The following is a 12013-nucleotide window of genomic DNA, read 5'->3' as shown; positions in this document are numbered from 1 at the left end:
ATGTACGCAGCACTCTGGCGCATCCTGCCCGGCCCGGTCTGGCTCCGACTGATCCTGCTCCTGGTACTGATCGGCGCCGCCGTGTACGCGCTGGTCACCTGGGGCTTTCCCTGGGTCCAGTCGATCGTAGATAATCAAGAAGTCACCATTGAACAGTAAGTGAAGGCCATGACCCGCGTTTTAGTCATTGATAACTACGACAGCTTTGTATACACCCTCAATGGCTACCTGCAGCAGCTGGGCGCCGAGACCGAGGTTGTTCGCAACGATGCGTTTGACGCGTCCGAGGCCGACCGGCTGGTAAACGAGTACGACGCTATTCTGGTTTCTCCCGGCCCGGGAACGCCCGGCGACGCCGGAGCGTCCATTGCCATGGTTCGGGCCGCTCACGCCCACCAGGTGCCCCTGATCGGTGTATGCCTGGGACACCAGGCCATCGCCGAGGCTTTCGGTGCCACGGTGACCGTGGCCGAGGAGCTCATGCACGGCAAGACCTCCGCCGTGACCCACGATGAGAGCACCTTCTACCGTGGGGTCCCGCAGCCCTTTACCGCGACCCGCTATCACTCGCTCGCGGTGGTTGATGACACGGTGCCCGACGAACTCGTGGTGACCTCGCGTACCGCGGGTGGCGTCATCATGGGCCTGCGGCATGCGAGCTCACCCATCTTTGGAGTCCAGTTCCACCCGGAGAGCGTGCTCACCGAGGGTGGCTACCAGATGATTGCCAACTGGCTCGAGGTGGCCGGTTTGGCCGAGGCGCCCGAGCGTGCGCGCACCCTGAGCCCGCTGCTGGCGACAACGCCGAGCGGCCGCTAGGCGATTCACAAAAAACCTCCCGCACACTCGGTGTGCGGGAGGTTCTTTATGGGGCGTCTAGCCGCCGGCCGGAGGATCCGTGGGATCGGTACTCGGCGGCGCCGTGGTGCCGGTGCAATACCCCAGCTGAACCTCGGTGCCCTGCGGCGCCGAGCCCGGGGCTACCGACTGCGAGTTCACGATCGAGTCCTGCTGCGCGGGGCAGGTGGGGTCCGGGCGCGGTACCACGTTCAGGCCCAGTGCTTCGAGCATTGAGGTGGCCACATCCAGCTTGTTGCCGCGGACATCGCTCACCTGAACGGTGCCATCCGAGACGGTCAGATCGATCCGCGAGCCGGGTGAGACCGCGGCGCCGGCGGCCGGGGTGCTGGAGATGACGGTGTCCTTGGCAACCGAGGGCGAGCTCTGCGAGTTGATCGTGCCCACCTCGAGTCCCGCCTCGGCGAGCTTTGCGGTCGCATCGGCCTGGCTCAGGTTCTGCACCTCGGGCACGGCCACGGTCTTGGCACCCAGCGAAACGTAGAGCTTCACCACGCTGCCCGGGGCCACCTCGCTGCCGGACTCGGGATCGGTCCGAATCACGGTACCCGCGGCGACGGTGTCGCTGTTTTCCTCGAAGACGCTATCCACCAGGTTCAGCCCATGCAGGGTGTCCACGGCGTTCTGCTGACTCATCGAGACAAGATCCGGCAGGGTCTGCTTGGTCGTGTTGTCCGCGGTGTTTGAGAGCGAGAGCACCCACACCAGGATCGCGATCAGGATCACCGCGACCACCGCGGCACCGGCCCAGATCCACACCACCGGGGGGCGACGCTGGGTCTTGGTCTGCACCGAGGCATCGGTGAGCTGGCGCAGCGCCTGCTCGGCGTTGGAGGTTGTGGCACCCATCGTGCCAAACAGCATCGTGGCCGATTCGGGTTCGGGACGCGCGGCGGGTGCCTGACCCTGGCCGGCGGCGATGAGTTCCTCACGGAACTCGGCGGCCGACTGATAGCGGTCATCGCGGTTCTTGCTGAGTGCCCGGGCCACCACCATATCCAGGGCCGTCGAGACTCCGGGGTTGAGCTCCGAGGGGCGCATCGGCGCCTCGCTCACGTGCTGGTAGGCCACCGCCACCGCGGTTTCCCCGCGGAAGGGGGCGCGACCGGTGAGCATTTCAAACAGGACCACGCCGGTCGAATACAGGTCGGTGCGGGCATCCACGGTCTCGCCCTTGGCCTGCTCCGGGGAGAAATAGGACGCGGTGCCGAGGATCGCGGTGGTCTGCGCGACGGTAGCCGAGGTGTCCGAGACCGCTCGGGCGATACCAAAGTCCATGACCTTGACCGCGTCATCGGCCCCCAGCATGATGTTGCCGGGCTTAATATCGCGGTGAACCACTCCGGCCCGGTGCGAATACTCCAGGGCCGTCAGAATCTTGCTGGCAATGTGGACGGCGCGCTCGGGGGACAGCGCCCCCTGGTCGGCGATCACCTGGCGCAGCGTGCGCCCGGGGACATACTCCATGACGATGAAGGGCTGCAGGATACGGTGTCCCGAGGCGTCGAGGCTCTCGTCTTCGCCGGCGTCATACACGCGAACGATGGTGGGATCGGCCATCCGCGAGGCGGCCTGTGCCTCCTGGCGGAACCGCAGTCGGAATGCCGGATCGCTCGCCAGATCGGCCTTGAGAATCTTGAGCGCGACCGTGCGGCCGAGCTTGGTGTCGGTGGCCTGGTAAACGTCGGCCATGCCGCCGCGTCCAATCAGCGCTCCGACGATGTATCGGTCCGCTAACCGACGCTCTTGCTCAGCCACCACATTCTCCAGATTCCCCGTGCGACACTATCGCTTCTATCATGACACGGCCCCCGACATTTGCGCCGGGGGCCGTGCTGTGGGCGACGATTTACGCCACCCGCTGGTACTAGTTGCCGCCCGTGGTTGCGGTCGGGGAACTGGTAGGAACACTCACCTGAATGATCGGCACCGAGGTGGTGGGCGATGCGGGCGACTCGTTGTTTTCCCCACACAGGGCCACATACGAGATGGTTGCCGGTCCGGGGAACCCGCCCAGGGTGATCTCCACCGAGGTCTGGTCGCGCGGCACGGTACCCGAACCCGAGAGCGTGGCACCGTTCACGGTGATGCGGTAGCCCTCAAGCTGCAGGCCGGCCGGGCACTGGTCATAGCGAGCCCAGGTCACGGTGGCCTTGGAGTTTTCCACGCAGCCGTTGGGCCCACAGGCCACGGCGGGCGCGCTGCCCGGGGCGGGAATCGTGGCCATCGGACCGTAGACGGTCACCACGATGTCGCTCCCCACCGGAATGTTGCCACTCTTGGAGAGCTTGCTCACGGTGTTGACCTGTGCGGAGGAGGTGGCGGCATTCCCGGTCGAGAGGGTGGGCTTTAGGCCCAGTCCCGACAGGGCGCTGACAACCTCATCGCCGTTCTTTCCCACATACGCATTGGGGTCCACCAGCACCGTGGTTTCGGTGGGTGAGGGCGTCGTGGACGGGGTATCCGACGGGTCGGAACTCACGGTATTGGACGGGGTGCTGGTGGCCCCGTCTCCACCGTCACCGGGCTTGACCAGTGCAAAGATCGTGAAGCCCAGCACGATGGCCAGGATCGTGATCAGCGCGATCAGCGGCCAGGTCCACGGGCTCCGCTTCTTCTTTTCCTCGTCTGCGGCACCGTCGGCGGCGTCTGCAGCCTCGGGCTCCAGCCCGAAAAGCTGCTGGCGCTGGGTAGCCGAGGTGTTGAGCAGGGTCGTGGCGGCCTCGGAGGAACCGATCAGCTGGGTGGCACCGGTGATCGCGACACCATCGGCGATCGAGGGTACCGCGGCGGTGGCCGCGGCCACGTCTCCGCGGCGCAGTGCCTGGGCGGCACGGGCCACATGTACCGAGGAAGCCGGGCGGTCGGCCGGGTTCTTCGCGAGCATCGAGAAGACCAGGTTGCGCACGGGTTCGGCGACGGTCGCCGGAAGCTCCGGCGGCGCCTCGTTAATCTGCGCCATGGCGATGGCCACCTGGGACTCACCGGTGAACGGACGCTTCCCGGCGAGAGCCTCGTAGGCAACGATGCCCAGCGAGTAGATGTCGGTGGACGGCGATGCCGGGTGACCGGACGCCTGCTCCGGGGAGAGGTACTGCACGGTCCCCATGACCTGACCGGTGGCCGTCAGCGGCACCTGGTCGGCGATCCGGGCGATACCGAAATCGGTGATCTTGACCCGGTGGTCCGGGGTGATCAGCAGGTTGCCGGGCTTGATGTCGCGGTGGACCAGGCCGGCCGAGTGGGCGGCCTGGAGGGCCAGGGCGGTCTGCGCGACGATGTCGAGCACACGATCCGAGGGGAGCACACGCTCGCGCTCAAGCACGGTGGAGAGTGCCTCACCGGGCACCAGCTCCATGACGAGGAACGCGCTGCCCTCCTCCTCACCGTAGTCATAGACGTTGGCGATGCCCTCATGGTTGACCAGGGCCGCGTGGCGTGCCTCAGAGCGGAACCGCTCGAGGAAGCTCGGGTCGCCGAGGTACTCATCCTTGAGGATCTTGATCGCGACGGTACGTCCGATCACCGAGTCGGTCGCCTGCCAGACCTCGCCCATACCGCCGATAGCGATTCGCGAAACCAGCTCGTAGCGTCCCCCGAAGGTCAGTCCTGCCGTGGGTCTCATTTATTCAGCACCGCCTCTATAACTTTCTTTGCAATCGGAGAAGAAACAATATTTCCCGAGGAATGGTGTCCCAGGTCACCGTCGTTTTCCACCACGACCGCTACCGCAACTTCGGGGTTTTGCGCGGGCGCAAACCCGGTAAACCAGAGCGTATACGGATCATCGACACCGTTTTGAGCGGTGCCCGTTTTTCCGGCCACGTCGACCCCCTCTATTCTTGCATTATTGGACTGCCCGGTAGCGACCGCGGCGATCATCATTTTGGTGAGCTCCGACGCCTGATCGGGCGTGACCACGGTGCGGAGTTTCTCCGGGTCGAACGATTTGACCACATCCAGGTTCGGAGCGATCACCCGATTGACCATGTTGGGTTTCATCATGACGCCCCCGTTGGCGATTCCGGCCGAAACCATCGCCATCTGCATCGGCGAGGCGCGTACATCCCACTGGCCAAATGCCGAGAGCGCGGTGCTGGGCACGTCGCCCCCCTTGGGGTAAACGCTCGGCTCGACCCGCAGCGGCACATCCAGCGGGGTATTGAACCCAAACTTCTCGGCCTGCTCGCGGATCTTGTCCGCCCCCAGACGAATACCCAGCTCGGCCATCGGCACGTTACAGCTCTGCCGGATCGCCTCGGCCAGGGTGACGGTCTCGCCCGGGCCACAGGCCTCACGGGTGAAGTTGTACACCTTGGTGCTGGTCCCGGGCAGCTCGATGAACTGCGGGTTGGGGAACTCGCTCTCGGCGGTGTACTCGCCCGAGGCCAGGGCTGCGGCGGCCACAACCACCTTGAAGCTTGATCCCGGCGGGTTGAGGTTTCCACCGATCGCCCGGTTGATCAGCGGATCCAACGGGTTGGCCAGCAGATCCTTATAGAGCGCGGTCACGGCATCGGAGTTATGCGAGGCCATGCCGTTGGGATCGAAGGTGGGGTTGGTCACCATCGCCAGGATCTTGCCGGTTTTGGGCTCGATGGCCACCACGGCGCCGCGACGATTGCCGAGGGCTTCGGAGGCCGCCTGCTGCACCTTGGACTCGATCGAAAGCTCAACCCGGGCGCCGCGAGCGGGCTGGCCGTTGACGATCCGGGCCAGGTCCGCGAGGAACTGATCGCTCGAGGTGCCGGTGAGGTAGTCGTTCATGGACTGCTCAATACCGGTGGCACCCTGAATCGGGTTGAAGTAGCCGGTTACGCCCGCGTAGAGCGGCCCCTGCGGGTACTCGCGCTGGTAGCGGAACTCGTCGTTGGAGGGCACCGACTGCGCAATGATCGTGCCGTCGGCGAGCACGATCGGGCCGCGCTCCACCTGGTAACTGTCATAGCGGGTTCGCGTGTTGCGGGGGTCCTTGCCCAGCGCGTCGCTCTGCACACCCTGAATCACGGTGGAGGACACAAACAGCGCGGCAAACATCAGCACCACAACCGCGCCGACCCGGCGGAGTTCCTTATGCATCGCGGGACTCCTCGAGTTCGGGCTTGGCACCGTCGCTGAGCTTGAGCAGCAGCGCCACGATGATCCAGTTGGCCACCAGGGCCGAACCGCCGGCGGCCAGGAATGGCGTCGCCAAACCTGTCAGCGGGATCACCCGGGTCACCCCGCCCACCATGATGAACACCTGCAGGGCGATCGTGAACGCCAGGCCGATGGCCAGGAGCTTGCCAAAATCATCACGCGTGCTGAAACCGATCCGCAGGCCGCGGGCGACCAGGATCAGGAACAGCGCGAGGATCGCGAACAGGCCGGCGAGCCCCAGCTCTTCGCCGAGGCTGGTCACGATGAAGTCACTCTCGGCCAGCGGGGTGAGGTTCGGGCGTCCCTGGCCCAGCCCGGTCCCGGTGAATCCACCGTGGGCGAGGCCGAAGATGCCCTGCACGAGCTGCCAGCTGCCGCCAACCTTGTCGTAGTTTGCCTGCGAGAACGGATCCAGCCAGGCATCAAACCGGCCACTCACATAGGAGAGTCGCTGACTGGCAAAGTACGCGCCCCCGAGGAACAGGGCCATGCCCAGCAGCACCCAGCTCAGGCGTCCGGTGGCCACGTAGATCATGATCGTGAACATGCCGAAGTACAGCAGTGCGGTACCCATATCGTGCTGGAACACGATGATGCCCATCGACATCAGCCAGACCACAAAGATCGGCCCGAGGTCTCGCAGCCGGGGGAACCGGATGCCCAGGAACTTCTTGCCCACCAGGGCCAGGGTGTCGCGGGTGCGCACCAGATAACCGGCGAAGAAGATCGCCAGGAAAATCTTGGCGATCTCACCGGGCTGGAAGTTGACCACGTCGCCGATGCCGATCCACACGGTCGCGCCACCCACGGTACGGCCGAGGCCGGGAACCAGGGGAAGAAGGAGCAGGATGAAGGCGCCGAGCCCAAAGAGGTAGGTGTAGCGGAAGAGCACGCGGTGGTTGCGGATCAGAAGGATCACGATGATCGCCGCGATGATTGCGATCGAACTCCATACGATCTGCCGGGTCGAGGCGGCCGACCAGCCCGACACATTGCGAGCCAAATCGATCCGGTAGATCATCGCCAGGCCCAGGCCGTTGAGCACCGTGGCCACCGGCAGGATGATCGGGTCGGCATCGCGGGCGACAAAGCGCAGGCAGATGTGCAGGCCGAATACCAGCGAGGCCAGGGCACCACACAGCGCCAGAATCTCGGGTTCGATCTGCCCCAGCGCACCCAGTTGCACACCAACCAGGGCACCGGCGTTGACCACGCAGGCAAAAATCAGCAGCGCGAGCTCGCGGTTACGGTGCGTCTTGGGCATCCGTAGTTTTCGCATCGTCCGGATCACGCCGGTGTCGGCCTGCAGGGCGTCACCACCGGCCGCGGGCGCACGCGTGTTCAGCGCATCGGTGCTCACTGGTCGCCCTCCTTGCTGAGCTGACGGAGTCGGTTCACGATCGCGTCGGCATCATCGAGGGAGTCGGCCGGGACGTTCTGTCGGACCAGGTTACGGTCATACTCCGGGAGCTTGCTGAGCTTGATATCGGTATCGCGGTACTCGTGCGAGAGCGAGATGAAACCGAGATCCTGCGGCACACCCTGATAGATGGTGACCGTGCTGCGGTCGGGGCTCTGGCCCACAAAGTAGCGCGACTGGGTCCAGGAGTAGCCGATGACCGCTGCCAGCAGCAGCGCGAGCAGCACAACCATTGCTCCCACACCCCAGGTGAGGCGGCGGCGCCGGATACGACGGGCGTCCTCCTCCAGAAGCTCGCCATAGAACTCGTCGGATTCCACACCGGCCGGAACCGGCGGAAGCTGGGTGGCTGCGGCGGTAGCGCGGGTTCCGGGCAGACGCAGGGCCGGCAGGATGCTGGTACGGCGCGGCGCCGAGATCTCAAAGGCCAGGGGCTTCGCGGCGGAACCAACGGTCTGTACGTCGCCCTCCACGCTCTCGGTGGAAACGTCGTAGATCACCACGGTGACATTGTCCGGGGCGCCACGATCCAGGGTGTAGCGCACCAGGCGGTCGGCCACCTCGGCAGGGGAGAGGTCGGCCATCAGCGTGGCCCGCAGTAGTTCGCGATCCACCACACCGGAGAGGCCATCCGAGCACAGCAGCCAGCGATCCCCGGGCTGGGTTCCCAGGACGATGGTATCCACCTCGGGGGACTGATCCACATCACCCAGAACGCGCATCAGCACCGAGCGCCGCGGGTGTACCAGGGCCTCCTCCTCGGTGATCCGGCCGGCATCCACCAGACGCTGGACGAAGGTGTGATCGGTGGTGATCTGGCTGAGCTCGCCATCGCGCAGCAGGTAGATGCGTGAGTCGCCAATATGGGCGATCGCGACCTCATCACCCACGCGGACCAGGGCGTCCACCGTGGTGCCCATACCGGTAAGCTCCGGGTGTTCAAAGACGGCCTCGGTCAGCTGGCCGTTGGCCGCGATAATCGCGGTTTGCAGGGCGGCGGCAGCATCCTGAGCGGTGGGATAGTCGATATCCGCCTCGATGATGCGGCGCAGGGCCACGGCGCTGGCCACATCGCCACCCGCGTGCCCTCCCATGCCGTCGGCGACAACAAAGAGCGAGTTCCCGGCGTACCCGGAATCCTGATTGTTGCTGCGCACCCGTCCCACATGGGAGAGTGCCGCGCTCTTACCGCCGACGGTCATGCGATCACCGCAGCTCGAAGGTGGTTGCCCCCACCTTGATCACGTCACCCAGATGGATCGGGGTGGGAGCCGAAATTCGCTTGCCATCCAGGAACGTGCCGTTGGTGGAGTCGAGATCCTGGAGCATCCAGTCCTCACCCCAGAGCAGCAGACGTGCGTGGTGGGTCGAGGTGTAGTCATCCTTGAGGATCACATTGGAATCCGAGGAGCGGCCGATGCTGATCGGGCCGGTGCCGAGCGGACGGTCCTGACCGGCGCGCGGGCCGGAGAGGATCACCAGACGGTCGCAGGTGTGAGTGTTGGCGCGGGTGCGGCTGGTAGCCGAGGAGACCGGGGCCGGGGCCGCCGGACGCGGCGCCGGTGCGGGCGGAACCGCGACCGGCACCGGTTTGGGTGCGGGAGCCGCGGCGGCCACCCGGGGTTTGACCTTGCGGGCTGAGCGACCAAACAGGTCGGCTCGCAGCGAATAGACCACGCCAAAAACAAAGAGCCAGAGCAGGATCAGGAATCCGAGTCGAAGCACGAGGAGGGTGAGATCACTCATACGGGGTTCCCCCAGAATCCGTCGTTGTTTTTCTCTGCGGGTTTGGGTGCCGACTGAGCCAGGAGGCGATAGGTGATCTGGGTGCGGCCGATCTGGATGACCGAACCGTCCTCAAGCAGGGCCTGGGTGACGCGTTGTCCGTTGAGCTCGGAGCCGTTGGTGGAACCGAGGTCGTGGACCTGGGCGCGCTTGCCATCCCAGAGGATCTCCACGTGTTTCCGGGAGGTTCCGGGGTCGGCAATGGTGATATCGGCGTCGGATCCGCGTCCGATCACGGTGCGGGCTCGGGCCAGCGGATAACGCTGGCCGGCAATATCCAGCGCGGGAAGCCACACCACGTCGGTCTGCGGGTCCTCGGTGTCGACCCGCATGATGCCCTCGCTGAGTCCCTGATCCGGGCGCAGCGAGACGCTCACGGCGCCGGCGAAGGTGTATCCCTGGGCTCGACCATACTTCTTGACGATCGCCACCAGCTCATCCACCAGAGCACTGCCCATCTTCGACATGCGTTCGAAGTCGGTGGGGGCCAGGTACACGGCAAAGCTGTTGGCGGCCAGGATGCGATCTCGGCTCACCACGGCGGCCGTGGTGTCCAGTTCACGCTTAAGAGCCGAGGAGATTTCCACCGGCTGCAATCCCGAGCGGAAGGTCTTCGCGAACGCACCATTAACGGCGCGCTCGAGACCCTTCTCGAAACTGTCCAGAATGCCCACAGATCTCCCCGGGGTGTTGGTTGAGGTGCCGATCGGCTAGGCCCATGTTAGTCGGCGAGGCTGAACCTGGCATCTCAGAACGCGCGCTCGGTCCTGGAATTTGTTCAAATCTTTTCCGGTTCCCGGAGGTTTTCGGGCGGGACTCGCGCCGAAAAAATCCGGGCAATACCGGGGCGACACGCCCATCGGTGCCGAAGAATGCCCCTCGATTAGGGATCCAAATGAGGGCTGTGATAATCTCATGAAGTCCGCACGGAAGTGAGGAACGAATACACGAAAGTGTGTCAATTGCGCGAGTGGCGGAATGGCAGACGCGCTGGCTTCAGGTGCCAGTGCCCGTAAGGGCGTGGGGGTTCAAGTCCCCCCTCGCGCACAATTGATCGAAAGGCTCCCCAGCTGGGGAGCCTTTCGTCGTTTCCGGATACTTTGTGCGTGGGCACCCCGCTCGAGCATCGTTATCGAGGACCCCATCGTTGTCACATAACTAACGTTAAAAATCTTTTGTCAGGATTTCCCCGCTGGGACGTTAAGTAGGTAGATGCGGGTCTGTGGACCTGAGGTTTTGCCAGGGGGCGAAACCGGCGGACAGGGGAATCAGCGGTGGCAGAGAGTGTGGGATCAATCCTCGGAGTCGGGGTACCCGATGCCGGTGTTCCGGGGGTGACGCGGCGCCTGAACGGCGCCGCCATTCGTCACGCCCTGTTCTCGATGCTGAGCAGTCGGCTGGGATCCACCGTCATCCTGCTGGGGATTGCCGCGCTCTCGGTGGCCACCGCGCACCTCGGGGCCGATGCCCGAGGAATCGGGATCACCGAAGCCTTTTTTGCCGGTGCCTACGGAGACATTCCGAACTACATCATGACCCTCCTGCTCACCCTCGGATACGCCAGCGCGTTTTTGGCGCGCAGCGAGGATGCCGATGGGGGCCTGAGACTCTATGCCGCCCTGCGTCACGGGAGCTATCGACGCTGGAGCGCGGCGATCCTGATGCGTGAGATTCCGCACGCCGCCGCATTCACGATCGGCGTGGGGGTCGTGCTGGTCACCGGATCCGCGATGCTCGAACACCAGATGCCGATGTTTGTCGCCGAATCCGCGGTGTTCCACCTGGGATTGCTGGGGCTCTTTGCCTCACTGCTGGTCTTTTGTGCGCTGGCAACCCTGCTGGTCTGGTCCACCCGGAAGGTTGTCCTCGCCTGGGGTATCACGATGCTGGTAGCTGCCGTGCTCGGCTACCTGATCCCCGCCGATATCGGCTGGCTCAACATTGTGGCCCCGTACAGCGCCCTGCACGACGGCGCCAGCGTGGGCGCCCCGATCTTTGCCCCGGCCGGAGCCCTGGTGGCCGCCAGCATCTTCACCGCCGCGGCCCTGTGGCGCTCCTCCGCCAAGAACGCCGACGGTCTGCTCTAGTGTTCACCCTCAACTCGGTGCCCCGGCAGCGCCCGGGAACACCGGCCGTGCCGGTGATTGCGGTGTCCGCGGTGGGGAAGTGTGTGCGCGGAAACACGCTCTATCGCGACGTGAGTTTTGACATCCTCGAGGGATCTTTCACCGTGATCACCGGTTCGCACTGCACCGGAAAATCGATGCTGCTGCGAATGCTGTGCGGGTTCACCACCCCCGATAGCGGGAGCGTGCGCATCGACCCGGCCTACCTTCCCTACGGGCGGACCTTCCCCGAACGCTTTGGGATCACCATCGATCGTCCGCGGTTTATCCCCGGACGCACCGGCCTGGAAAACCTGCGCACACTGGCGGCCATCGCCGGGGTGGTGAGCGAGGAACACATCGTTGCCACCATGCGCCGGGTGGGCCTTGAGCCCGATAACCCACACCGGGTTCGCGGATACTCACCCGCCATGGTTCAGCAGCTCGCACTGGCTCAGGCCCTGATGGAGGATCCGCGGGTCCTGATTTTGGATGAGCCCTTCTCGGACCTGGATCCAGACAACCGAGAGCGTGTCATCCGGATCCTGCGCGACCTGCATGCGGCGGGGACCACGATTGTGGTGGCCACCCAGTCCCTGACCGACGTCCAGGAGCTCGCCACCCAGCACCTGATGATCCGGGACGAAACAGTCGAGACATATTAACCGTTCAAAGATTTTTTCGGGTTGAATGTCAGGAATCCTCC

Annotated in this window: 11 protein-coding genes and 1 tRNA gene; 5 read left to right on the top strand and 7 right to left on the bottom strand. The window is 64.8% G+C overall.

All coding sequences use genetic code 11. The features are described 5' to 3' along the window. Both M2390_RS15730 and M2390_RS15725 read left to right on the top strand, forming a co-directional pair. Positions 1-159 (top strand): hypothetical protein, encoded by a 159-nt coding sequence (locus M2390_RS15730; protein WP_183091863.1) that lies wholly within the window; start codon positions 1-3, stop codon positions 157-159. Positions 160-168: 9 nt separating this feature from the next. After that, positions 169-819 carry an aminodeoxychorismate/anthranilate synthase component II gene (locus M2390_RS15725; RefSeq protein WP_259180134.1) on the top strand — a complete coding sequence of 217 codons (651 nt, stop codon included), beginning with the start codon at positions 169-171 and terminating at the stop codon, positions 817-819. Positions 820-876: 57 nt separating this feature from the next. Here the strand turns inward: M2390_RS15725 and pknB are convergent, their stop codons facing one another. The 7 genes from pknB to M2390_RS15690 all read right to left on the bottom strand — a co-directional run bounded on the left by pknB (position 877) and on the right by M2390_RS15690 (position 9876). After that, a complete protein-coding gene (gene pknB / locus M2390_RS15720; protein WP_259180132.1) occupies positions 877-2616 on the bottom strand; it encodes a Stk1 family PASTA domain-containing Ser/Thr kinase in 1740 nt (579 codons plus the stop codon). A gap of 109 nt (positions 2617-2725) precedes the next feature. Continuing rightward, positions 2726-4483, bottom strand: coding sequence for a protein kinase domain-containing protein (locus M2390_RS15715; protein WP_259180131.1), 1758 nt, complete (start codon positions 4481-4483; stop codon positions 2726-2728). After that, a complete protein-coding gene (locus tag M2390_RS15710; protein ID WP_259180129.1) occupies positions 4480-5937 on the bottom strand; it encodes a penicillin-binding protein 2 in 1458 nt (485 codons plus the stop codon). Before M2390_RS15710 ends, M2390_RS15715 begins: the two co-directional genes overlap by 4 nt. Continuing rightward, entirely contained in the window at positions 5930-7276 is a 1347-nt protein-coding gene (locus tag M2390_RS15705; RefSeq protein WP_259180162.1) for an FtsW/RodA/SpoVE family cell cycle protein, read from the bottom strand. Before M2390_RS15705 ends, M2390_RS15710 begins: the two co-directional genes overlap by 8 nt. 77 nt (positions 7277-7353) lie before the next feature. Further along, the gene (locus M2390_RS15700) at positions 7354-8619 is read right to left on the bottom strand and encodes a PP2C family serine/threonine-protein phosphatase (protein ID WP_121687877.1); all 1266 of its coding nucleotides are present in this window, start codon (positions 8617-8619) and stop codon (positions 7354-7356) included. Between the two features lie 4 nt (positions 8620-8623). Beyond that, positions 8624-9163, bottom strand: a complete 540-nt coding sequence (locus M2390_RS15695) for an FHA domain-containing protein (RefSeq protein WP_121687878.1) — start codon at positions 9161-9163, stop codon at positions 8624-8626. Continuing rightward, a complete protein-coding gene (locus M2390_RS15690) occupies positions 9160-9876 on the bottom strand; it encodes a DUF3662 and FHA domain-containing protein (protein ID WP_259180126.1) in 717 nt (238 codons plus the stop codon). Before M2390_RS15690 ends, M2390_RS15695 begins: the two co-directional genes overlap by 4 nt. A gap of 290 nt (positions 9877-10166) precedes the next feature. Here M2390_RS15690 and M2390_RS15685 point away from each other — a divergent pair. The 3 genes from M2390_RS15685 to M2390_RS15675 all read left to right on the top strand — a co-directional run bounded on the left by M2390_RS15685 (position 10167) and on the right by M2390_RS15675 (position 11972). Then, positions 10167-10249, top strand: a tRNA-Leu gene (locus tag M2390_RS15685). A gap of 227 nt (positions 10250-10476) precedes the next feature. Then, positions 10477-11289, top strand: a complete 813-nt coding sequence (locus M2390_RS15680) for a hypothetical protein (RefSeq protein WP_259180125.1) — start codon at positions 10477-10479, stop codon at positions 11287-11289. Beyond that, positions 11289-11972 carry an ATP-binding cassette domain-containing protein gene (locus M2390_RS15675; RefSeq protein ID WP_259180123.1) on the top strand — a complete coding sequence of 228 codons (684 nt, stop codon included), beginning with the start codon at positions 11289-11291 and terminating at the stop codon, positions 11970-11972. The genes M2390_RS15680 and M2390_RS15675 overlap by 1 nt, the downstream gene beginning before the upstream one ends. The last annotated feature ends 41 nt before the right edge of the window (positions 11973-12013 follow it).

It is taken from the genome of Mycetocola sp. BIGb0189 (assembly GCF_024810155.1).
GTDB lineage: Bacteria > Actinomycetota > Actinomycetes > Actinomycetales > Microbacteriaceae > Mycetocola > Mycetocola lacteus.
This window is presented reverse-complemented; position numbering and strand designations above follow the sequence as displayed.

Coding starts and splice junctions, on each gene's coding strand:
- M2390_RS15705 (WP_259180162.1), bottom strand. CDS start 7,276: ATGCGAAAACTACGGATGCCCAAGACGCACCGTAACCGCGAGCTCGCG.
- M2390_RS15710 (WP_259180129.1), bottom strand. CDS start 5,937: ATGCATAAGGAACTCCGCCGGGTCGGCGCGGTTGTGGTGCTGATGTTT.
- M2390_RS15715 (WP_259180131.1), bottom strand. CDS start 4,483: ATGAGACCCACGGCAGGACTGACCTTCGGGGGACGCTACGAGCTGGTT.
- M2390_RS15695 (WP_121687878.1), bottom strand. CDS start 9,163: ATGAGTGATCTCACCCTCCTCGTGCTTCGACTCGGATTCCTGATCCTG.
- M2390_RS15700 (WP_121687877.1), bottom strand. CDS start 8,619: ATGACCGTCGGCGGTAAGAGCGCGGCACTCTCCCATGTGGGACGGGTG.
- M2390_RS15730 (WP_183091863.1), top strand. CDS start 1: ATGTACGCAGCACTCTGGCGCATCCTGCCCGGCCCGGTCTGGCTCCGA.
- M2390_RS15725 (WP_259180134.1), top strand. CDS start 169: ATGACCCGCGTTTTAGTCATTGATAACTACGACAGCTTTGTATACACC.